Source organism: Paenibacillus sp. FSL R7-0272 (assembly GCF_037969905.1).
GTDB classification, from domain to species: Bacteria; Bacillota; Bacilli; order Paenibacillales; family Paenibacillaceae; genus Paenibacillus; species Paenibacillus polysaccharolyticus.
On sequence record NZ_CP150221.1, the window covers coordinates 1,096,353 to 1,118,911 of the forward strand.

Consider the following 22,559-nt stretch of genomic DNA (forward strand, 5'->3'; position numbering starts at 1 on the left):
AGAATACTTTTAATAAACCTTGTAAATCCGCACCTCTATGTTGTCCGTTAAGGCCCTATCTTATCTTATTTTATCTCGTAACGATAGCAGATTGCCTGCCCTCCGCCCTCCACGGGACTGAACTCCGGATCTTCAATAAAGCCAAAACGTTCATATAACCGGATGGCATTAACCATCTGACTACCCGTATAGAGATAAACTGCATTTTTGCCCAGCTCCTTCGTGGAATCCACACACCGCTGAAGCAGCTCACGCGCAATGCCATGTCCTCTCCACTCGGGATCAACGCCGAGTAGACGAATAAATGGATAATCGATCGGCAGATCAAAATTCGGGTAGGCTTTATGTGCCGTTTCAAATAACTGAACGGTACCGACAATTCGTTCTTCGATCTTGGCTACCCATAATTCAGTCAAGTATGGATTGTCCACGGATTCGCGGATATCTTTCAGGTAGGCTTCCCAACGATCCGATTGCTCAAACGAGCTCTGGTATTCCGCGTAACTGGCAACCAGAATGTCAACAATCTCAGCATGGTCAGCTGGGGAAGCGGGATGAATCGTAATGGCAGCCGTCGTCATATCTAAATTCTCCTTTTCTTATGAGTAAAGTAGGGAATAGTATTTCCTTGCATTATAACACAAGGGATTCAATCCTCTATATTAGAATCTTCTATAAGCGAATTCAACATTTCTATGAAGGGATCGGTTCAGTAACCAAGGTTTAGTTGCTCAACAAGCTGGAAAAAAGCTGTGAAAAAAATCTAACGATCTCCAGAGACGCTATTTGCCGCTTTTTAAGCGTTTTGCAATTTTAACGATCCCCAGAGAGCTTATTTTGGGAAAATAGCCCTTTTTCTAGCCACAAAGGCTGGTTTCAGACCAAATAACGTTCCTGGTGATCGTTAGATTTTCAATTGATCTATTTCGGGCTAAATAAGCTTCCTCGTGATCGTTAGAATTTGGCCTAGCATGAACTGAAGTGTCAAGCGTTCATTTTGTCCAAGTATCCACGTACTGGAGTGTTAAAGTGCTTATGTGTGGGAGATTTCACTAAGCCTCATCAAGCATTACTAAGAATCATATAGTAACCATTATGCTAGGCAATATAGATCTTCGCTTGTGTGGAGTCTATACAGTTATTCATCTCTATACGGAGCCTACAAACGATTCAGCTGTGTACTGTATAGATGATTGCGATATTCAGTTGGCGTACTTGCCTCGTGTTGCTTGAAGGTACGCAGAAACAGCTTGTAATCACGAAAGCCGCATTGGGCTGCAATCTCTTTCACACTGGCATTGGTGTTGAGCAACAGTCGTTTGGCACGGCGCATGCGTTCGGTGAGGATATACATTTTGAGTCCGATCCCCTTTTCCCGCTTCACCATTTTGGAAATGTAGTCCTTGTTGAAATTAAAGTTCTCCGCAATCTCACTCACCGTAATATTCAGATGCAGATGGATATCGACCCACTTACAGATATGATCCACCACGGCGTTATGCTGGCGATAGTCTGAGCGCAGGTTACGTTCCATTTCTTTGAGAAGTAATAGCGCAGCAGCATCCGCCTCTTCGGACGAGAAGGAAGATACATGCAATAACTGCTTGAACAGTTGATTTGCCATAGAAGGAATCTGAATGGTTGAATGGGTTGGGAAATCACCAAATGAGCCTGGTGCTGTCCCGTAATGTATCCAGTAGAAGCTCACAGGTGCATCACTAATCTGGTAACCATAATGCGTTCGGCCCGCCTTTAAAAATAAAAGATCATCCGCACGAACAACGTATCGTTTGTCCTCCTCCGCAATATACATCTCACCTTCCAGCATCAAAATGATCTCATGAACCGGCATGCTTCGACGCATATGACTCCAGTTGCCCTCTGATATGAATTTCCCACATAAATAGTGCTCCACTGGTTTTGACATAGGACGGATTTATCCACCTTTTCTTGGATTCTGAGTCTGCTGTAACTGTAGTTTATTTGATAATATGAGGACATTCAAGGGTGAAAGCTAGATGGCAGAGATAAGTTCTAGCCGGAGTGGAACACGGATTTTATCCTTTATCTCTAAATACAGCCCTACTAAAAGAAAGCATATGAAGTTATTTCATATGCCAAAGGAGCGAGCCACATGATCGATACGAGAAAAGGATTTCTGGGCCCCTCACAGGTTAACTTGCTGAAAGGTCCATTTCAAACGTCACAACATATCGGTGAACGTTACTTGTTATCACTGGAGATTGACCGCTTTCTGGCTCCATGTTATGAAGCCCACGGATTAACACCACGCAAGGAACGATATGCAGGCTGGGAGGCACGCTCGATTAGCGGACATTCCCTCGGACATTACATGTCGGCTCTCGCGGTGACGTATCAGGCGACGGGTAATTCTACTTTAAAGCAAACGCTCGATTATGCTGTGAATGAACTGGCGGCAATTCAACAGACGACGGGCAGCGGATATGTCGGAGGTTTGTCTGAGGAGGCTTTCCGTATGGCTTTTCGTGCGGAGAACATTGGCGGATTTAACATCGGTGAATATTGGGTTCCGTGGTACAGCGTGCATAAAATCTATCGTGGTCTGATTGACGCCTATCAAATGACGGGCAATGAGCAGGCGCTTGAGGTGGTTGCACGTTTTGCGGATTGGGCAGTGACGGGACTGAGTGCCATGACCGAGGAGCAGATTCAGACGATGCTGATGTCTGAGCATGGCGGGATGAACGAAGTGTTTGCCCAATTGTACGGGATTACAGGAAACTCAGCCTATCTGAGGGCTGCCCGTCAATTCACGCACCAACTCATTCTGGAACCGCTGGAGCAGGAGCGGGATGAGTTGCAAGGAAGGCATGCCAACACCCAGATTCCGAAAGTCATCGGCGCAGCCGAAATCTATAACCAAGACCCTGCACGGACATCGTACCGGACAGCGGCACAATTTTTCTGGGATACAACCGTGAAGCATCGTTCTTATGTCTTTGGCGCGACGAGCATATCCGAGCATTATGAAGCAAAGGGCATGGAGAGCCTTGGCATCAAAACCGGGGAGAGCTGCTGTACGCACAACATGATGCATCTGACGAAGCAGCTGTTTGCCTGGAAGCCGGACAGTGCCTACATGGACTATTATGAGAACGCGGTCTATAACCATATTCTTGGCACGCAAGATCCGGATACGGGCAACAAAACCTATTTTGCCTCCACTCTGCAAGGGCATTACAAAATCTACGGCACACGTGATACGGCTTGGTGGTGCTGCACCGGATCAGGCATGGAGAACCCGGGCAAGTATGCAGAAGCTATCTATTATGAGGATGAACAAGACTTGTATGTGAACCTGTACATCGCTTCCGAGCTGGAGTGGGCATCACAGGGACTGAACTTAAAGCTGGAAACGGACTTCCCCTATTCGGAAAAAGCAACCCTGACAATCACCGAAGGCAGCGCCTCGGCTTGTCTAAGGCTACGCGTGCCGTCCTGGCTCCAGGAGCCGATGACTGCAACTGTAGGCGGGGATTCGGCTCAGTCGTATACACGTCTGGAACCCGGCTATCTGTCCATCGATCGCACCTGGTCAGCGGGCGATACGATTACTGTTACGCTGCCGATGGCACTGCGTAAATATACAGCACGGGATGATGCCCACAAGGTGGCATTCCAGTATGGCCCGATTGTGTTAGCTGGTGCGCTTGGCAGTGAAGGACTTCCCGAGGATACCATTATCGACGAAACTGCACTGAATCCAAAAACAGCTCCCGTACCCGTTATCCAAACGGAAGAAGAGGATGTGAGCAAGTGGATCAAGGTTGTCGATAAAGAGACGCTTACATTTGAGCTTAGTGAGGAAGTGACATCTACAGATGAAGCGGTGAAACTAATTCCGTTTTATGAGGTGCATCATGAGTTCTATACGGTGTATTGGGCGTTGAATGATGAAGGGGATGCGCTGGAGAAAGCGTTGAACGATATCACCATCGATAGCGTGCAGCCGGATGGTCAGCAGGATGAGATCGGGCATCAATTGGAGAGCAACTGCCTCGGGGAGCAATATAATGGCTCCGGTACAGACGGACGCAACAGGTTGTATATGTGGCGTGAGGCTTACGGAGTAAACGAAGCAGCATTCGGCTACCGCTTGGCTGTAGACTCGGGTGCTATGAACTATTTGTGCGTAGCCTACTGGGGCGGGGATTATTTGCATTTTGACCGAGAGGGCATCCGGTATGAAAGGCAGTTTAGTATTTTGGTGGAAGATGTAGTTGTAGGGGAACAGCGCATTCATATGAACAAGATCGGCGAAGTATTCCGTGTCAGCTATGAGATTCCGGAAGAGGTCACCAGAGATAAAGAGACTGTGAAGGTAACATTCCAGGCAGTCGGGGACAACGGCTGTGCGGGAAAAGTGACAGAGGTTCGTACAACACGTAGCAGACCGGATTTTTGCGTGTGAGCGTTTGAGGAAGAAGCCTAATAGATGACCCGGCACAATGCTCAAAATTCTAACGATCCGTACGGAGCTTATTTAGGTGATTTTCCCCCTTTCGGTATTCTAACGATCACCAGCGACGTTATTCCTGCCAAAACGGACTAAATTCAATGAAATCACGTCTCAAATGTGAAAATAACGTTTCTCATGATCGTTAGATTCTGGATTCAGCTAAGAAACACCAAATAGCGTCATCTGTGATCGTTAGCCTGATGGGTAGTGAGTAGGTTGGATGCGGATGTGACGAACAATAGCTTACACAAGACGAAATGGGAGGTATTCGCCGTTTCGTCTTTTTGGCATGCAATTCCCTCAAGAAATCTCTTTCTCGCACCGAATCCTACTCCAGCCCGCTAAGACAAGTCTATATAAAAAATGACACGTAACCTGATTTTCCACGTATTACCGGATAACATTTCATTTACCACTAACGCGCCTCCGTAGTTCCTGGTTGTCCAGCAGTTCTTCTAAACAACAAGTTGTGAAGCTCGTTCTGTTTTGTCCGTGAAAAGGATAATGGGATAAGCTCTATCCACGTATATTACTATGAAGAATACTGCTCCGACATCATAGCTTATGGAGTACTGTACCAATACCAGCGCGAGTTCCTTTTAAATATCTGGCAAGAATCATTTAAAGATCTTTCAAATCCACTGGAAGACCACTCGAACTTCAAGTCAAACATCTACTTTATAGCGCTCTAATATTAACGTAAATATCCCTTCCATTTTCCAATCCTATCCACCTGAGAGCGTTCACATCATGTACAATAAGAAGATGAGAGACAGGGAATATACGACATTTAATCCTAATATCTAACATGAAAGGAGGCCTTAGGATCGACCATGACCAGGTACATACAATTGTTTGGGCTCATCATCGGCATCGTGGCCGTGAATGTTCTGGCCTTCTCCCCGGGTTTTGCTGGACTTGGATTCGGAGAGAATGCGTTCCAGACCGCACTTTCCGTGACGCTACTCTTCGGAAGCGTACTTGCACTTTTCTATGGCAGTTACAATGTATTGTTCAAACAGCCGGTGGTTTTACCTGTGAGACAGATCGAAACCCATGAAGATTATGTAGAAGCTTTATCTTTTTACAGACGCATCAAAATTCTTGAAGAAGATATTACGCTGGGGCTGTCCCAACTGAACCGGATGAAAAAGAAAAAAGAAACCCTGATGAATGTGCTTCATCAACGGTTTGACCCCGGCGAACTGAGTTTTAAGAAATTCGCTTCGGTCACGGAAGAGGTAGAGAAGCTGTTATATCTGAACATTCGCAGCATACTGAATCGACTGAACGTCTTCGATGAAGCCGATTATGCCAGCATGATGAAAGCCAAATCTTCCACGATCCCGCAGAGGATTTTTCAGGAGAAAACGAAAGTGTACAACGATTACCTGACCTACGTGAAGGATTCACTTCACACGAATGAAGAGATTTTATTGAAGCTGGATCAGCTGTTGCTGGAGATATCGCGCCTGGACAGTGTTGAAGCTGGAGATATTGAGCAGATGCCTTGTATGCAGGAGATTGATCAGTTAATCAAGCACACCAAATTATATAGACAGTGAGGGGTTGCACCTATGGCAAAGAAGGGAAAGTTTTTTCTCATATCCATGATCATGTTAGTCCTAGTATTTGGTCTCGTTTATGGAGGAATCACACTGACATCGAACTTTGGCAAGTCTACCACACAGGTCACGACCGAAAATGCAGGTAAGGAACTTGGCAAATTGTACGCGGACATTGCACCAGCTACGGCGGAACCGGTGAAAGGACAGATTGATCTTGATCCGGTTGATGTTGCAGAATCCCTTCCGGACATTTCAAAATTCCCGGTTACAGTGGAGAACACCACCAATGATTTCGTCGAAATTTTCTCCTCCACCGAGAAGTCGGGTAGTGGCGTGGATGGATGGTTAACCGAGGTTGCAGAGGCTTTTAACCAAGCAAAGATCACGGCCGGAGGCAAACAGGTATCGGTCAAAATCCGTAATATTGCTTCCGGTACCGCAACGGATTACATCAAGTCCGGTAAGTATGTGCCCGATGCCTTCACCCCGTCCAATGAGTTGTGGGGCGAGATGGTGGAAGCCAGCGGAGTGAAGACGAAGCTGATCTCGAAGCGGCTTGTTGGCAACGTACCGGGGATCGTCATCTCCAAAGCCAAATATGATGCACTGGTGAACACCTACGGCTCCGTGAACGTCAAAACGATAACCGAAGCTATTGCCAACAATGAGCTTACGATGGGATATACCGACCCGTTTGCGAGCTCTACAGGACTGAACTTTTTGGTTACCGCATTAAATACGTATGACAGTGCGAATCCGCTGGGTGAGAAAGCCATTCAAGGCTTTGAAAAATTCCAGGCGAACGTGCCATTCACAGCGTCCACCACGATTCAGATGAGGGAAGCGGCCAAGTCGGGCAGACTGGATGCTTTTGTACTGGAGTATCAGACCTATGTGAATACAGCCGATCTGAAGAGCGGATATGTGTTTACCCCATTCGGTGTGAGGCATGACAGCCCGCTATATGCTCTTGGTCAACTGCCGCAGAACAAACAGGAGATCATCCAGAAGTTTGCTGATTTTGTCACGCAAGAGCAGTATCAGAAAAAGGCAGTAGAGTTCGGCTTCAACGGCCTGCAAGATTACAAATCCGAGCTGGCTACGGTGGATGGTGGAACATTGCTGTCCGCGCAGAAAGTCTGGAAAGAGAAGAAGAATGGCAGTAATCCAATTGCCGCTGTGTTTGTGACAGATGTATCCGGGAGTATGGCCGGAGAACCACTCAACCGTCTTAAAGAATCTTTGCGCAAAGGCCAGAAGTACCTTGGTACGGACAACAGCATTGGTTTGGTTTCTTACTCCAGTGACGTGACGGTGAACCTGCCAATTGCGAAATATGATACGAACCAGCAATCCATGTTTGTCGGAACGGTGGATAGCCTGCAAGCAAGCGGGGGGACAGCGACATTTGACGGCATTGTGGTTGCGATGAAGATGCTGGAGGATTACAAAGCAGCCAACCCTAACGTGAAACCGCTGATTTTTGTTCTGAGTGATGGCGAGACGAACGAAGGACATTCCCTCAAAGATATTCGAGACCTGGTGGAGACGTACAAAGTGCCGATCTACACGATTGGATATAACGCCGACATCAAAGCGCTGGAGAGCATCTCCAGCATTAACGAGGCGGCGAGCATTAATGCGGACACCGACGATGTTGTCTACAAAATCGGAAACCTGTTTAACGTGCAGATGTAAATCCGAATGAATGGTTAGGAATGTTCAGATGTAAGCCTATAGTTGGGAACGAAAAGGGGGAGCTGTGAATGTCGTTTACGATGGAAATACCGAGCCAGAAGGAAATTCAGAAGGTGATTGAAGAAGAGATCAAACCGGTGCCCGCCGAGGTCGCGGAACTGCAACAGGTAGCAACTTCGAATGTGGATATGATTATGAATCTGGACCTCGAATCTCTGGAGAAGCGCAAAGAAATTTTGCAATCCATCGACGGCTTTGGCATGAACACCATGCGATCCTCTTCCGAGAAAAACGCGCTGCTTCAAGTCTCCGTTGGACATCTGTCCAAGACGGGAGACGAGGGCGGTCAGGTCGCCAAAGGCTTGACCGAGCTGCATATGCAACTGAAGGATCTCGACCCAAGCGTGGTCGATTTCGCCAAAACAGGTTTTCTGGGCAAGCTGTTCAACCCGCTGCGCGCGTATTTCCTCAAGTACCAGAAAGCCGACGCCGTCATCGCCGACATTGTCGTTTCACTCGACAAGGGCCGTGCCACGCTGCGTAATGACAACACCACGCTTGAGATCGAGCAGCAGAGCCTGCGCGAACTGACCAAGCGGCTTCAGAAGGAGATCCAGCTTGGTATGTTAATGGATGAATCCATTGATACACAGATTGAGACAGCCAAGGTTCGCGGGGAAGACCCTGAGAAGGTGCGGTTTATTACCGAAGAAGTATTGTTCCCGCTCCGTCAGCGTGTTATGGATTTGCAACAGATGCTGGTCGTAAACCAGCAGGGGATCATGGCGATTGAAGTGGTCATTCGCAACAACAAAGAGTTAATTCGTGGTGTGGATCGGGCGAAAAATGTGACGATCTCCGCGCTGAAGATTGCAGTCACCGTTGCCAGTGCACTATACAACCAGAAGATCGTCTTGCAGAAAATCGAATTGCTTAACCGTACTACGAATGATCTGATCGCCGGTACATCCAAAATGCTGAAGGATCAGGGCACGGCCATCCAGAAGCAGGCCTACGAAGCAAGTATCTCGGTGGATACGATGAAGCAAGCCTTTACGGATGTGCTGTCTGCGCTCGACTCCATCTCGGTCTACAAACAAGAGGCCTTGCCAAGAATGCGCGAGACGATCGGTCAGTTCCGTGAACTGGCGGAGAGCGGGGAACAGCAGATTCAGCGATTAGAAAAAGGACAGAAGCTTGGTCTGTAACTAATCCATGAGAATAACTAGAAAAAGCAACCATTCCCTAATAACTAGTTAAGGATGGTTGCTTTTTTTTGCAATAGTCGCATGCAGGTATTACTCGTACCCAATTTTGTCAGCATACGCTAACAATGAATCAGTAACTTGGTCAAGAATAACATCAGCAGCTTTAACTTTAGCATTACCTTGTTGAAGGATCGTGTAGTTCACTTTGTTTTTGGAAACAGCTTGTTTGTAAAGCATATAACCTTCAAGCTGCATATAAGTTCCTTTGATGAAGGAGGTATGAATTTTTTTGATTTCTGGGTTGTTGGATTGGATCAGTTTTGCTTTGGAGACGAATTTGGTATAATTCGGAATTACCGTATTCGTTAGCTTGAGAAACATCGATTTTCGATTCGCTGAAGATACGGTGCCACCTACACTACTTAAGGAATCAATGGCTTTAGATTCATAGGACCCGATAGCAAAAATCTGATCAAGATATTGTTTTAATTCCGCTTTTTCCTGAATAAACTCATCTTCTGCCTCAGGCTCTTCTGTATCGTCTATTAAATCTCCTTCAGATTGATATTCGTCGTCAAACTCGTCCTGTTCCCAATATGTAGAGAATTCTCCTTTGGAAGCATTGGCTTGAGGAGCAGGAAAGAGAAGCACCCCGCCAAGCAAAATGAAACTGGTCATTAATGTGATAATACTTGATTTTTTCATGTGAAATGTCACCTCCTTTTATCTTATTTCTGCACTCCTCTATAGTATACATGAAGCCGAGTGGGATTTCCTAGAACTAAAGGTGAAAAACGGTTGGCCCTTTTATTCAGGGTCAACCGTTTTTCAGACGTTGCATATAAACGACATAGGGGATAACCAGGACAAGAAACAACAGAGCCGCAATGAGGGATAGGAGCAGACCGCTATTAACGAGCATCCAGGCGCCCAGCGCCGCGCCAATGACAAAAATAAACCAGGATAGTGCCAGCACGGCCCATTCCGATACAGGAGCTTTGCCACGTATAGCTTTGGCCAGAGCCTGACCGATCCCAAAAAGCGTACCCGAAACAAAGCCTTTGCCTACATCTGCATGTGCAACCATCTGGTGCATCGTATTTTGCATGCCCATCGCCATGGTGATCGGGAATATAATATAATGCGTGTGGAACAGGAGCGACAACAGGATTGCGAAGAGAAACAATACACACTCCATGCCCAAAATAAGGGTCAGATGCCATTTCCCCCATGACTCTGTAATGAAAGTGCCGACAAATGCCCCTGCAATAAATAAAAGAACGACAGTCCCTGTCGTTGCCCATAACGCATAATCTGCTTCAAATAGAGCGATGCCCAGCTTGGTGCTGTTGCCGCTCATGAAGGATAAATACACTTTACCCAGCCCCAAATATCCAATGGAATCGATGAAACCGGCAAGCAATACAAGAACGGAAGATAACAAAAGCCGGGAAAATCCCGGCTCTAAACGTTCTACCGTGTGTCCGATACTCTCGTTGTTAACGTTCGGGGAAGACGAGTCATGTACGGAATGCATAGGCATCTGTCCTCCATTTTCAGATAACAATAGGGTTCACTTAATCTAGCTTAAGTTTATGTTGCATTCCCTTTACTGAGCTAATCTCCGGGAATGAACCTTGCGACTCACGTATAGCCTTCTTCGTTATTTTCCCTTGTTCTGATCGGGTGCAATAAACAGCGTATCGTTAGGAAGCTGTTCTGCCTCATCACGGGACATGCCGAGATTCGTGGAGAGCACGTCTACCGGGTTGCCTGCGATCCATTCACTCAGATCAATGGCTTCATAGTGTCCGCTGTTGAATCCAATCAGTACACGGCAGACGTCATCACCCGTGTTTTTGATATAATGCCCCGCACCCATCGGAGCGTACCCGACATCTCCAGCTTCGAATTGTTCAGTGACAGCCTGCCCTTCGGCGAGAAATACCGTCATTTCGGCACTGCCACTAATGTAATACTGCCACTCATCCGCATTGGGATGCCAATGCAGTTCCCGCAGAGCGCCTGGTTGAAGCTCGATCAGAGAACCCGCCATCGTGGTGGAGATGGGGAAATCTTCGACGGTTACCGTACGCTGCGTACCGCCACCTGGCGCGCGGCGTGGCTGTTTGGCATGCAAGGGATAACGATGCGGCGTGGTCAGTTCCGAGTTACGGCGATAAGTCGCAGAGGAGGAACTGTCATCGGGTACCGGGCCTTTGGCAAAATAGGCTTCGCCCTGATTGAGCTTGGCTGCTTGTTCGAGGGAGATACCAAGGTTCTGTGCCACGATATGATCCGGTGTCTGAGTCAGAAAGTCGGTAATGCTGAACGTATGATCCTCCGAAAAATCCCCATTGTCGAAAATCAAAATGAAATGGCATTCGTCCGGCCCGAGTCCCTGGATGGAATGACCGTATCCGCGTGGGAAATACCATACATCTCCGGGTTCAAAGGTATCGGTATACGCGTGTCCGTCCGGATGGATAACGGTGGTACGACAGGAACCGCTGATCACATATGCCCACTCGGCCGCATTTGCATGCCAGTGCAGTTCACGCATGCCGCCTGGTTCCAGGCGCATGGATACTCCCGCAATACCGATAGATGCGGGGAAGTCATGAACCGAGGCTCCGCGAGTGATGCCGCCGGGACCGGTACGGGGTTCTTTTTGCTCAAGACGATACTTGAAAGATTTCATCATCATTCCTCCTGCTTCAAATTTGAATTCACTAGACAATGTGTAAATAATTGAATAATAACTATATTATTATACCCATATTTTGAGAAATTATTCAGTTTTTAATCGTTGTGCGGGCGTATAATGAATAATTTTGAATAACTCTTCCGCCATGTAGGTGGGACTGTGCTTGAAATCCTGTCTGATCCACTCCATGATCATGCCAAATATGGCATGAGACTGATAACTTGCGAGCAGTTCGGGATTAATATGGGGCGGGAAAATATGATTCAGATCTTGTAAAGACAGATCCCGCAGCACATCACAGATCATACGCTGAAAGCTGGAAGAAGCTTCGGATTGCACAACGAGGGTGTAAAATTGGGCGTGCTGATGCACATGTTCGAAGATGGTAATAGCGGAAGAGGGCATAAGACCCACCTGAAATTCCTTCATTCCCTCATAAGGCTTGCGAAATGAAGTCACCAGATCCTGAGTCACATCATGCAGGATTTCGTTGAACAGGTCTTCCTTGTATTGATAATGTCTGTAAAAGGTTCCCCGATTCAGATCAGCTTGCTGCACAATATCCGAAATGGAGATTTCTTTGAAATTTTGCTTCTGCATCAAATGAAGGATTGCCTCCTTCAGGGCGGCTTTGGATTTGCGGATTCGTCGATCCATCGCGTCTGATGTTTCAGGCATTGGAATTCCTCCCGGGTGTATTTATAAAAAATAACGTACAAACAGGTGAGAGCCTGTTGTTTAACGTACATTTGGACAGGCTTTTACTGATTGTATCGAAAAGCTATGACTTATTATACTAAGGATAAGAGATAATGAACATTTGTTTGTTATCTTTATGTAAACGAATACATTTTAAAGGAGGAATAGACAAATGAAACTTCAAAATAAAGTGGCCATTGTCACAGGGGCAGGATCAGGAATGGGCAAAGCCATTGCCACATTGTATGCACAAGAAGGAGCCCAGGTCGTTGTTTCCGATATCAACGAAGAAGCTGCTCAGGCTGTCGTTCAAGAGATTCAGGCGAACGGTGGAGAAGCCTTCGTTCTTCTGGCTAATGTAGCGAAAGAGGAAGATGTACAGCAACTTATTGATCAAACGGTGAGTAAATACGGTACAGTAGACATTCTGGTCAACAATGCGGGGATTATGGATGGGATGGAGCCAGCTGCGGATATTAGCGATGAGCGGTGGGAAAAGGTTTTTGCGGTGAACACAACAAGTGTGATGCGAACCACACGCAAAGTGCTGCCAATTTTCCTAGAGAAACAGCAAGGGGTTATTGTGAATATTGCTTCAGCAGGGGGCTTGCACGGTGGACGGGCAGGAGCGGCATATACCGCTTCCAAACACGCTGTGGTGGGCTTTACCAAAAATACAGGATACATGTATGCCGAGCAAGGTATTCGTTGTAATGCCATTGCACCCGGAGCGGTTGCGACTAACATCGGGGCATCCATGACAGGTATTAACCCGTTCGGTGCGGGACGGCAGCAGCAGGGGATGGCGATCAACCCGCGAGTAGGAACGAGTGAAGAGATTGCCAAAGTGGCTCTGTTCCTTGGATCGGACGAGTCCAGTTTTGTAAATGGGACTGTCATTACGGCTGATGCAGGCTGGAGTTCGTATTAATTTGTTGGTAAATTAATTGTGCTTAGGAACTGGAAATAGTACTGACGCTTAGCAAGGATAGGGAAATAAAGCAAAAGAAAAGCCGCAGAAATGCGGCTTCTTTGGCATCTGTGCTCATCACAGATCTTGCCTGAGTTGTTAAAGGACAAACGTTTGCACTTCCCAAAAGATGAGGTAGAGCGCTTAACTCAGGAAGGGCTTTGCCTTCAAATATAGGGAGGACTCACGTACAATCAGGCGGTGCGGGATAATAACCGGGTTCTGAGCGAGAGGCTCGTTGCCAAGAATTTTTAGTAAAACCTGAACTGCGGTATACCCGAGCTGGTATGTGCCAATATCAATGGAACTGAGCGGAGGTGAAGCAAGTTCGGACAACGCGATATTGTTAAAACTGACCACACTGATATCCTCAGGCACTCGATATCCCAGCTCCGCAAGTGCTCTTAACACACCGAAAGCGACATTGTCATCGATAACTACAATGGCGGTAGGCCTGTCGGGCAGCGACATAAAAAGGGACATTGCCCGGAAGCCGCTTTCCTGTAAGAATTCACCCTCCACGATCCAGTCGTTCGTTGCCGTTAATCCGGATTCTTCAAGAGCCTTCCGATATCCACGCATGCGATCATGCGATAACGTAATATCAGGCGGGCCGCTCACAAAGCCGATGCGTGTGTGTCCCTGTGCAATAAGATGCTGCGTTGCATCATACGCGGTCTGCACATTATCGTTGTCGACCATAGGGGCATTCGGATGTGTCTCACTTCGGCCAATGAGAACAAACGGGAATTTTTCCTCTTCGAGAAAAGAGATGATGGGATCGTCCCGTTTGGAACCGAGCAACAGAATACCGTCGACCCTGCGACCATGCACGAGACGGGAAATGGCCTGTAATTCATCATCGGAGGACGTCTCGGTGGACAGCAGTAACTCATAGTTGTTACGAGTCGCGTGGGTAATAATGCCGCGCAACAACTCTCCAAAGAAATAATTTTGAAAAAGCTCCTCCGCAGGACGGGGCAGCATAATTCCAAGCGTCTGTGTTGTTTTGGATACAAGGCTCTTAGCCATCATATTGGGATGATAATTAAGTTCTTTCATAATTTGTTTAACTTTAAGAGATGTTTCCGTACTGATTCTGGGATGGCCTGAAATCACCCGTGACACTGTAGAAGGGGAAACACCCGCCAATTTGGCAATATCCTTGATCGTAATCATGTAAAAAACCCCTTCTGATTCAATCATTTCAACATTCTCCTATGGTAATGCAAAGGGTACCAGAAATCAATTGTTAACTCGTTAACCCGGAATGCAAGTGGAGCAAAATAAAGGAAGATAGAGTTAGATCAAGGAAATAGGAAATTACTGTGAACAAAATTCAGGATATGGTTAAATTTGAAGGAATACAGCTTGTGCAAACGTTTGTACAAATAAAGTTCGGTATTGTATGATGTGGTATATATTATAGCGCTTACATCATTGAATTTACATACTTTTAACTTATTTACCCCTACATATCGAATGCATCAGTGACATTGTGTTTCATTTTGAGCAAACGTTTGTACAACGATTCACATGGAACACAAATCCTGACAATCTACGGCGTTTAAAGGGTGAAAAGCGCAAAATTTTCTTGAACTACACAGAGGGAAAGGGGACATTTCACATGAGAAAATGGCAAGGCACAGTTCTGTCCATCGGAATGGCTTTTACACTAGCTGCATGTTCAACCGGAGGAGGAGGAAGTTCTACTCCTGCAGCGCCAAGTGATAATCCAGAGGATACCGTGCAGCTGACTGCTGAGAATCTCCAGCCAGAAGAGGGCGCAACACTGGTCATCTGGGAGGATAAAAACCAGAGTAGCTTTATTCAGCAACGAGTCAAAAAATTCGAAGAAAAATATGGCGTCACGGTCAAAATGGAGGAATTACCGCCAACAGATCAGGTAACCAAGTTAACGACGGATGGCCCTGCCGGGCTTGCTGCGGATGTCGTTGTGTTCCCGCATGACAAGATTGGAAGCGCCTCGGAAGCAGGACTTATTTTGCCTAATGATATCTTCGAAGCTGAGACCACAGCTAATACCAGCGAGAATGCGCTGAAAGCGGTGACGTTCAAAGACATTTTATACGGATATCCGTACAGCGTCGAGACGTATGCCCTCTTTTACAACAAAGCCTTGTACCCCGAAGCACCGAAAAACTTTGATGAAATTATCGATTTTGCCAAAACGTTTAACAATACCAAATCCAATCAGTATGCGCTGATGTGGGAATTACAACAATTCTATTATAACTATGCTTTCCTAGCGTCTCAGGGTGGATATATCTTTGGGAACAACGGGATGGATAGCAGTGACCTCGGTTTGAACAACGAAGGAGCGCAGAAGGGGGGAGAATTCCTCCAAAAGCTGAAGGCTGAGGTGCTGCCGCTCAAGATGGGCGATGTGAACTACGATATCAAAAAGGGATTGTTCTCCAGCGGCAAGCTGGCCATGGATATTAACGGACCTTGGACCATTGCCGACTATCGCAACGCCGGAATTGATTTTGGAGTTGCTCCGCTTCCCGCTATTGATGGCAAGCCAATGACTTCCTTCTCGGGTGTGAAAGCCTATTACGTCAATGCGTTTACCCAGTATCCTAATGCTTCCAAGTTGCTGGCTGCATTCCTCTCGAACGAAGAAGCCCAGATGGAGAACTTTGACATGAATGGTACACTTCCGGCGAACAAAAATGTGGCGGCAGACGCCAAAGTACAGGAAGATCCGATCAACAAAGCCTTCCTTGAACAATTCAACAACTCGACACCGATGCCTTCCCTTCCAGCCATGGACAGTGTATGGGGACCTATATCGTCAGCTATTACAGATATTTGGGATAGCGGCAAGGATGTGAAAGCCTCCCTTGACAATGCTGTGAAACAGATTAAGGAGAGCCTGGCAACCACACAATAATGACGAAACAGCGATGACACGAATGAACGGTGAACGATGAATGATACCAAACGGAGAGGAGGGAGCATATGCGGCAACAGCATGTCCCGGTGTCTGCCCAGCCCAATCGGGAAAAGCAGCACCGGATGACAGCAGCCATATGCTCCATCATACTGCAAGGTCTCGGACAGTTATACAATCGGCAGTGGATTAAAGGCATTATTCTATTGCTGCTGGAGGGAGCAGGGCTTGCATACCTGCTTCCTCGGCTGTCCCAAGCGGTATGGGGAATATGGACACTGGGGGAGAATACACAGCGTTTTGTGAAAGTGAATGGTTCAACGGTGCTTCAAAAGGGCGACCATTCTATCTTTTTGTTGCTTGACGGAATTATTGTGCTGCTGGTCTTTTTTGTGTTTGTGCTTGTTTACATTCTGAATATCCGGGATGCGTATATGACCGGACTTGCAAGAGAGCAAGGGAAACCGACGCTGGGAGCCGCGGCAACGATGCGCAATGTAATGGACAAAAATTTTCCGTATCTGTTCCTGTCCATCCCGGCACTCGGTATTCTGTTTTTTACAATCATGCCGATTCTGTTCACCGTTACGATTGCGTTTACGAACTATGCGGCACCGGATCATATTCCACCAGCCAAACTGGTGGACTGGGTAGGGTTCAAAACATTTACGGATCTGATCCAGCTCAAATCCTGGAGCCAGACGTTCTACGGGGTGCTCACCTGGACAGTCATCTGGGCTGTCTTGGCTACCGTAACGACGTACTTCGGCGGAGTTCTTGTAGCTTTGTTAATTGAACAGAAAGGCATCCGCTTCAAAAAGTTGTGGCGTACCATTTTTATTTTGCCTTATGCCATTCCACAGATTATCTCGTTGCTACTGATGCGCAATCTCTTCAACGGTCAGTTTGGACCAATCAATACGTACATGCGAGCATTCGGACTGGAAGGCTTGCCTTGGCTGACGGACCCGTTCTGGGCCAAAGTTACTGTCATTGTCGTCAACATGTGGATCGGTATTCCGGTCAGCATGGTGCTCATTTTGGGTGTGCTTACCGCTATTCCGCGTGATCTGTATGAGGCAGCCGAAGTAGACGGCGCTTCTGCGTTCCAGAAGTTCAAGATTATTACGATGCCGTTTATTTTATTTGCCACGACACCGGTGCTGATTATGCAGTTTGCCGGAAACTTCAACAACTTCAACGTCATTTTCCTGCTAACGAACGGTAATCCGCTTCGCGGAGACTATCAGTATGCTGGGGCAACGGATTTGCTGGTGACCTGGCTCTACAAACTCACACTCGACAATAATAAATTCAATATGGCTTCTGCGGTAGGTATCATCATCTTCCTGATTATTGCTACCTTCTCCATCTGGAATTTCCGCCGCTCCAAATCATTCAAGGAGGAGGACATGATCCAATGAAGAAACGCAACAATCCGATTCGTTTGACGCTTAGTTACGTGCTTTTAGTGATTATTGCTGTCGTATCCATATATCCAGTTTTATGGATTTTTCTGTCGTCCTTACGTCCCGGCGCGGCATTGTTCAGTGAACGCTTATGGCCGGAAAGATTCACGCTATCCCATTATGGAGAGCTGTTTAACAATCCGTCCTTTATGTACGGCAGATGGTATATGAATACGCTGAAAATCGCATTCTTCACGATGATTTTCTCCACATTGATGGTGACGCTGGGCATGTACGCGTTATCCCGGTTCCGTTTTCGGGGGCGTAAAACGATTCTGTCCACCATGCTCATTCTGGGCATGTTTCCAAGCTTCATGAGCATGATTGCCATCTATATTATTTTGCTGCAAATCAAACTGCTCGACACGCATGCTGCGCTTATTCTGGTCTATTCCTCAGGGGCAGTGCTCGGCGGATTCATCGTCAAAGGTTTCTTTGACACCATCCCGCGCAGTCTGGATGAATCAGCTCGTATCGATGGTGCCAGTCATCTGCGTGTGTTCACCAGCATCATCCTCCCATTATCCAAGCCGATGCTAACTTACGTTGCCTTAACCAGCTTCACGGGGGCATGGATGGATTTTATTTTTGCCCGACTCGTGCTGCGTACCAAAGAAAATTGGACTCTGGCTGTAGGAATGTGGGATCTCGTGAATCGATATCAGGACAGTAACTTCACGATGTTTGCTGCAGGAGCTGTACTGATTGCTATTCCAATTACTTTGTTGTTTGTATTCCTGCAACGTTTCCTCGTTCAGGGGCTGACCACAGGGGCGTCCAAAGGTTAACTGCACTTTATGACCTCCAGAGATCAACATTACTTCATAGCATACAAAGGGTAAGATGACACCGTGCCTTCAACAGTATAGTCAGCCGCATTAATGGCAAGATAAGCCGCAGTTGCGGCAATTCAACCAGGCACTTCCGCAACGTCATGTCTTTGTTGACTGGCCATGCTTCGGAAGTGTCTGCTTGTGCTTACGGGTATGTAGAATTATATCCAGGCTTTCTGATTAAGGCTTGCTTGTCGAGGGCTTCTAATGAAGAAAAAGGAGGAAGGTGATGTATGGGCATGAACCCTTCCAGTGAGCCTGAAGCTACAGTCTATCCAGGGGGACAAGCTACTCTGCAGAGCAGTGAAGCTCCGCGCACCCTATGGCGTAACAGGACGTTCCGCAGAATCCTGTACGGGTATGGCATATCTGTTTTTGGTGACTGTTTTAATAGTATTGCCATCAGCCTGTGGGTACTTCAGACAACGGGCAGTGCTAAGAGCATGGCTACTGTGCAGATCTGCAATATGGTGGTCAGTTTTCTATTTGGATCAGTAGCGGGTACGGTGGCCGATCGGCTGGATCGAAGGAAGCTGATGCTGGCTTCAGACGTGTTTCGCGGTGTGATCGCTTTGCTGGTTGCAGTTAGCCTGTTCAGCTGGCATGTACCTTTTCCTGTATTGCTGTTATTGCTCTCTTTATCGATGTTTTCCAGTTTGTTTCAGGCTCCAGCATTTCATGCTTCCGCTGCGAGCATCGTGGGTAAAGAGCGCATCCAGCAGGCAACGGGTACCATTCATCTGGTGGACAATCTGGCTCGTATAAGTGGTTTGGCGGCCGCCGGGGTCGCTGTAGCTGCGTTTGGCGGTTTTGTCGCCATCCTAATTACGGGGGCAACTTTCCTATTGTCTGCAATCTGTGTGCTGCTGGCAGGGCGTTTTCCACAGGTGATGCGTGCCAGTGGTGACCCGAAATCTTTTGCACAGGCGTGGCGCAGTTCGTTTGCTTACATCTATCGGAGTCGACTCATTCGTTCCATTGTATTACTCAATCCGCTGATACTTCTCTTTTTTATGTCAGCCATGATGCTCATTCAGGTGATGGCTGTTAACGTATGGAAGGCGAATCCAGTTCAATTTGGTTTGATCGAGACCTGTATTCCTCTGGGATACATGATTGGTTCAGGGGTATTGATTGCTTCGGGAAAAAGATTGAAACATCGCGGGCGCTGGGTCTTTATCGGCCTACTCGTGTTAGGGCCTGTTTATATGCTTCTGGCGAATGTATCCTCGCCTCTCATGGCCCTGCCGCTCATCATAGGCGGTGGAGCTATGTTTGCTTGCTGTACGATGCTCACCCAGATTATGCTTCGCACCGCCGTGCCAGATGAGATGCAGGGTAGCGTTTATGGTGTCGTTGGCACCATTACGAGTACGGCGCCGATCCTGGGCCTGACGGTAGTCTCGATCTTCGCGGATCACTGGGGTGCCGCCGCCGTATTGGAAGGCGTAGGGATGATGTTGCTTGCAACAGGAATCATTGCCATCACAACCTTGAAGTCCATTCGAACCTATACTTAGACATTCATACAAATGAAGACAGGCGGTTCTTTTAATAAGATCTTAACGAAACCTCCTCTGTCACCGATCCGATCGCATAGCAAAAACCCGGAGCATACGCTGCATTCGCGTACTCCGGGTTAGCTTGTGTATTAAATGATATGAAGCTTTACTGCCAGTTCACCGTAACGGTGGCTGTTCCGCTCGCTGGTGTAGTGAATGTGTGGTTAGAACCGTTTTCCCATGTAATCGTCGAACCGTTTTTCTTGAAAAATTTGAACTCCAGCTGTTTGCCTGCCGGTACGCTGACATCATAGTACCAGGTTGGGTATTGATGAATGACCTGATTGAATGCGGGTCCAATGGCAGTCGAACCGGTGCTCCAATTACCCAGTTCAGCCACATTTCCTGTCAAATAGAGGTTCTGTCCAAGCGTTGTGGACGCATTGTTTACGACGAAGCGAACGGTGACCTGATCGCCGGTCAGGATGGTGAAGTTGTTATATGCATTGCTGTTTACCCCGCTTGCCGCAACTTTGACTGCATAGTTGCCAGCGGCAACGGAAGGGATGGTTACTTTAATCTGTGTATCTTCCCAAGACGTAATCGCTGCTCCGGTAACCGCTGTAGTGCCGAAGTAGACCGTGCCTTTCGTCGAGCCGAATCCACGGCCATCAATTGTCACCACATTACCGGGTTTCCCCATAACCGGACCAACATGACCGATGGTTGGTGTTGTTTCGGCAGTTGTGTATTGCCATACTGCCGTTGCGCCCGCAGCAAGGGTGAAGTTGTTAATACTGCCGTTCGTGGAGGTGATGTTATTTCCGTTCAGCACACCGCCAAGTACATCCGTGTATGAGCCTGTAGGCAGGGAAGTACTTAATCCTGTAATGCTTGCTGACGTGGAAAGATTGCGGTTTACCGCGACAACGGCTACGCTCTTGCCGAATTTACGCTCATAAACATATACATCATTATTAATCCAGCGCTGCTGTGTGGAACCGTAGGCAATGGCCGGATTGGATTTGCGCAGAGGCGCGAGTTTACTTATGACGTTAAAAGCTGTAGTGGATTTGGAGAACGAAGGCATTTTGGCACGGTTATCCGGATCGCCATTCCCCGTCAAATACTGTTCAGTACCATAGTAGATGGCAGGTACACCACGTGAAGTCAATGTGAAGGCCAAAGCCTGTTCCAGGCGGCGATTGTTGACCGCGCTTGTTTTGAAACGATCCATATCATGGTTGTCGATGAACGTCACCTGATCGTTCACTTGGTTGTAGTCCGTAGCTGTGCTGTTAATCATGGAATCCAGAGCGTACATGTTGGACGTGTTATCACGGAACACATTACGCACCGCAGAGTTAAAGCGGAAGTCGAGCAGGCTCATACCAGACTTGTTAGCAAAGTCATTGTTATCTGCATCGGATGCAGCTGATCCCAAGAACCATTCTCCAAAAGTGAACACGGGTTTGTGTGCGTAGATGGAGGACATCCAGCTCTTTTGCCAACCGAGAGGCATATGTTTCACCGCATCCACCCGAATACCGTCAACGCCCATATCAAGCCACAGTTTGATTGCATCTTTGAAGTATTTGTCGATGGTCGCATTATTGTGGTTGAAGTCGGCCAGGTCATACAGATTTTTGTAGATGCCGTTCTCCAGAGAAGAAAAATCGGAACCCCCATTGTGATGGAAATATCCGTTGGTATCATTGGTATAACCGCCTACCAGTGTACCGTTATCGTACAGTCTGCCATTTTCGGCAAAAGAGGTGTCGGTTTCCATCGCTGGAGAGGTGTGATTCGGTGCAAAGTCAATGACAATCTTGATGCCTTTGGCATGAGCCGTCGTAATCAGGTTCTGAAAGTCCGCCATCGTGCCGAAGTACGGATTGGTCTTTTTGAAGTCCCGAGCCCAGTAGCCATGGTAGGCTGTGTTGGTTACACCGCTATAGTTGATCGTTGCAAAAATATTTTCGACAGGCTGGGAGATCCACAACGCTGTGACACCCAGATCACTGAAATAGTTATCGTTGATTTTGTTGATTAACCCTTGCCAGTCTCCTCCGCAGTACAGCTTCAAATTGCTGCATGTGGCATCATAAGCGGCTCCGGTGGGGTTGTTGGAGGGATTGCCATCCAAAAAGCGATCCGTAAATACTTGGTAAATCACATCTGTACTGAAGCTCTGTTTGTTGGTCACAGCGGTGTCCGGATCGGCGTATACAGCGGAAGCTGGCAAGAACGGCAGGGCGCTGCCGGCAAGCAAGCCGAGGGTCAGTGTAGTGCTGAGGAATGCGCGTTTGGCCATTTGAAACATGGTAATCCACCCTTCGTGAATGTAGTAGTTTTTGATAAACAACCAACGGACTTTGAATTATAGCGCTTACAATAGTACAGGTTGATTCACTGAGATGTTTGGATTCCTCCTTCCAGGCGCAAACGCAGGCAACCCCGGTATCTCCATGGGGAGTTACCGGGGTT

The 22,559-nt window shown here is 47.3% G+C and carries 17 protein-coding genes; 9 read left to right on the plus strand and 8 right to left on the minus strand.

Translation table 11 applies throughout. The annotated features are described in order from the left end of the window. Positions 1 to 65: 65 nt before the first annotated feature. Together MKY23_RS04705 and MKY23_RS04710 are read right to left on the minus strand one after the other, a co-directional pair. Complete coding sequence (locus MKY23_RS04705) at positions 66 to 581, minus strand: GNAT family N-acetyltransferase (RefSeq protein WP_339835763.1); 516 nt, start codon at positions 579 to 581, stop codon at positions 66 to 68. A 578-nt stretch (positions 582 to 1,159) separates the two neighbouring features. Next, positions 1,160 to 1,927, minus strand: coding sequence for an AraC family transcriptional regulator (locus MKY23_RS04710; RefSeq protein ID WP_339835767.1), 768 nt, complete (start codon positions 1,925 to 1,927; stop codon positions 1,160 to 1,162). Between the two features lie 207 nt (positions 1,928 to 2,134). On the opposite strand from MKY23_RS04710, the gene MKY23_RS04715 reads away from it, so the two are divergent. From MKY23_RS04715 to MKY23_RS04730, 4 genes are all read left to right on the plus strand, one after another. Next, complete coding sequence (locus MKY23_RS04715) at positions 2,135 to 4,453, plus strand: beta-L-arabinofuranosidase domain-containing protein (RefSeq protein ID WP_339835770.1); 2,319 nt, start codon at positions 2,135 to 2,137, stop codon at positions 4,451 to 4,453. Positions 4,454 to 5,334: 881 nt separating this feature from the next. Then, a complete protein-coding gene (locus MKY23_RS04720; protein WP_339835773.1) occupies positions 5,335 to 6,066 on the plus strand; it encodes a hypothetical protein in 732 nt (243 codons plus the stop codon). A gap of 12 nt (positions 6,067 to 6,078) precedes the next feature. After that, positions 6,079 to 7,767 (plus strand): VWA domain-containing protein, encoded by a 1,689-nt coding sequence (locus MKY23_RS04725; RefSeq protein ID WP_339835776.1) that lies wholly within the window; start codon positions 6,079 to 6,081, stop codon positions 7,765 to 7,767. A 68-nt stretch (positions 7,768 to 7,835) separates the two neighbouring features. Next, positions 7,836 to 8,975 (plus strand): toxic anion resistance protein, encoded by a 1,140-nt coding sequence (locus MKY23_RS04730; RefSeq protein ID WP_090917471.1) that lies wholly within the window; start codon positions 7,836 to 7,838, stop codon positions 8,973 to 8,975. 90 nt (positions 8,976 to 9,065) lie between these two features. Here the strand turns inward: MKY23_RS04730 and MKY23_RS04735 are convergent, their stop codons facing one another. The 4 genes from MKY23_RS04735 to MKY23_RS04750 all read right to left on the minus strand — a co-directional run bounded on the left by MKY23_RS04735 (position 9,066) and on the right by MKY23_RS04750 (position 12,360). Further along, positions 9,066 to 9,680 (minus strand): hypothetical protein, encoded by a 615-nt coding sequence (locus MKY23_RS04735; RefSeq protein ID WP_339835781.1) that lies wholly within the window; start codon positions 9,678 to 9,680, stop codon positions 9,066 to 9,068. A 112-nt stretch (positions 9,681 to 9,792) separates the two neighbouring features. Further along, entirely contained in the window at positions 9,793 to 10,512 is a 720-nt protein-coding gene (locus MKY23_RS04740) for a YoaK family protein (RefSeq protein WP_339835784.1), read from the minus strand. A gap of 126 nt (positions 10,513 to 10,638) precedes the next feature. Beyond that, positions 10,639 to 11,682: a cupin domain-containing protein gene (locus MKY23_RS04745; RefSeq protein ID WP_253497020.1), complete on the minus strand. Its 1,044-nt coding sequence runs from the start codon at positions 11,680 to 11,682 to the stop codon at positions 10,639 to 10,641. 84 nt (positions 11,683 to 11,766) lie between these two features. Continuing rightward, complete coding sequence (locus MKY23_RS04750) at positions 11,767 to 12,360, minus strand: TetR/AcrR family transcriptional regulator (protein ID WP_339835795.1); 594 nt, start codon at positions 12,358 to 12,360, stop codon at positions 11,767 to 11,769. A 193-nt stretch (positions 12,361 to 12,553) separates the two neighbouring features. On the opposite strand from MKY23_RS04750, the gene MKY23_RS04755 reads away from it, so the two are divergent. Beyond that, the gene (locus MKY23_RS04755; RefSeq protein WP_154891176.1) at positions 12,554 to 13,312 is read left to right on the plus strand and encodes an SDR family oxidoreductase; all 759 of its coding nucleotides are present in this window, start codon (positions 12,554 to 12,556) and stop codon (positions 13,310 to 13,312) included. Between the two features lie 183 nt (positions 13,313 to 13,495). Here the strand turns inward: MKY23_RS04755 and MKY23_RS04760 are convergent, their stop codons facing one another. Beyond that, positions 13,496 to 14,530: a LacI family DNA-binding transcriptional regulator gene (locus MKY23_RS04760; protein ID WP_154891249.1), complete on the minus strand. Its 1,035-nt coding sequence runs from the start codon at positions 14,528 to 14,530 to the stop codon at positions 13,496 to 13,498. A gap of 448 nt (positions 14,531 to 14,978) precedes the next feature. Between MKY23_RS04760 and MKY23_RS04765 the strand changes: the two genes are divergently transcribed. The 4 genes from MKY23_RS04765 (at position 14,979) to MKY23_RS04780 (ending at position 20,090) form a co-directional block, all read left to right on the plus strand. Next, positions 14,979 to 16,268, plus strand: a complete 1,290-nt coding sequence (locus MKY23_RS04765; protein ID WP_308722302.1) for a maltose ABC transporter substrate-binding protein — start codon at positions 14,979 to 14,981, stop codon at positions 16,266 to 16,268. 68 nt (positions 16,269 to 16,336) lie between these two features. Beyond that, positions 16,337 to 17,692, plus strand: coding sequence for a sugar ABC transporter permease (locus MKY23_RS04770; protein WP_090917488.1), 1,356 nt, complete (start codon positions 16,337 to 16,339; stop codon positions 17,690 to 17,692). After that, on the plus strand, positions 17,689 to 18,525 hold the full coding sequence (locus MKY23_RS04775; protein WP_339835802.1) for a sugar ABC transporter permease: 837 nt from the start codon (positions 17,689 to 17,691) through the stop codon (positions 18,523 to 18,525). The genes MKY23_RS04770 and MKY23_RS04775 overlap by 4 nt, the downstream gene beginning before the upstream one ends. A gap of 278 nt (positions 18,526 to 18,803) precedes the next feature. Continuing rightward, positions 18,804 to 20,090, plus strand: a complete 1,287-nt coding sequence (locus MKY23_RS04780) for an MFS transporter (RefSeq protein ID WP_339835805.1) — start codon at positions 18,804 to 18,806, stop codon at positions 20,088 to 20,090. 148 nt (positions 20,091 to 20,238) lie between these two features. Here MKY23_RS04780 and MKY23_RS04785 read toward each other — a convergent pair whose 3' ends face one another. Then, the gene (locus MKY23_RS04785; protein WP_221789279.1) at positions 20,239 to 22,395 is read right to left on the minus strand and encodes an alpha-amylase family glycosyl hydrolase; all 2,157 of its coding nucleotides are present in this window, start codon (positions 22,393 to 22,395) and stop codon (positions 20,239 to 20,241) included. Between the last annotated feature and the right edge of the window lie 164 nt (positions 22,396 to 22,559).

Bases quoted from the DNA above. Each gene is read 5' to 3' on its own strand.
- MKY23_RS04725 (WP_339835776.1), top strand. From the start codon at position 6,079: ATGGCAAAGAAGGGAAAGTTTTTTCTCATATCCATGATCATGTTAGTC.
- MKY23_RS04760 (WP_154891249.1), bottom strand. From the start codon at position 14,530: ATGATTACGATCAAGGATATTGCCAAATTGGCGGGTGTTTCCCCTTCT.
- MKY23_RS04715 (WP_339835770.1), top strand. From the start codon at position 2,135: ATGATCGATACGAGAAAAGGATTTCTGGGCCCCTCACAGGTTAACTTG.
- MKY23_RS04730 (WP_090917471.1), top strand. From the start codon at position 7,836: ATGTCGTTTACGATGGAAATACCGAGCCAGAAGGAAATTCAGAAGGTG.
- MKY23_RS04720 (WP_339835773.1), top strand. From the start codon at position 5,335: ATGACCAGGTACATACAATTGTTTGGGCTCATCATCGGCATCGTGGCC.
- MKY23_RS04765 (WP_308722302.1), top strand. From the start codon at position 14,979: ATGAGAAAATGGCAAGGCACAGTTCTGTCCATCGGAATGGCTTTTACA.
- MKY23_RS04745 (WP_253497020.1), bottom strand. From the start codon at position 11,682: ATGATGATGAAATCTTTCAAGTATCGTCTTGAGCAAAAAGAACCCCGT.
- MKY23_RS04740 (WP_339835784.1), bottom strand. From the start codon at position 10,512: ATGCATTCCGTACATGACTCGTCTTCCCCGAACGTTAACAACGAGAGT.
- MKY23_RS04755 (WP_154891176.1), top strand. From the start codon at position 12,554: ATGAAACTTCAAAATAAAGTGGCCATTGTCACAGGGGCAGGATCAGGA.
- MKY23_RS04785 (WP_221789279.1), bottom strand. From the start codon at position 22,395: ATGTTTCAAATGGCCAAACGCGCATTCCTCAGCACTACACTGACCCTC.
- MKY23_RS04735 (WP_339835781.1), bottom strand. From the start codon at position 9,680: ATGAAAAAATCAAGTATTATCACATTAATGACCAGTTTCATTTTGCTT.
- MKY23_RS04710 (WP_339835767.1), bottom strand. From the start codon at position 1,927: ATGTCAAAACCAGTGGAGCACTATTTATGTGGGAAATTCATATCAGAG.
- MKY23_RS04780 (WP_339835805.1), top strand. From the start codon at position 18,804: ATGGGCATGAACCCTTCCAGTGAGCCTGAAGCTACAGTCTATCCAGGG.
- MKY23_RS04775 (WP_339835802.1), top strand. From the start codon at position 17,689: ATGAAGAAACGCAACAATCCGATTCGTTTGACGCTTAGTTACGTGCTT.
- MKY23_RS04705 (WP_339835763.1), bottom strand. From the start codon at position 581: ATGACGACGGCTGCCATTACGATTCATCCCGCTTCCCCAGCTGACCAT.
- MKY23_RS04770 (WP_090917488.1), top strand. From the start codon at position 16,337: ATGCGGCAACAGCATGTCCCGGTGTCTGCCCAGCCCAATCGGGAAAAG.
- MKY23_RS04750 (WP_339835795.1), bottom strand. From the start codon at position 12,360: ATGCCTGAAACATCAGACGCGATGGATCGACGAATCCGCAAATCCAAA.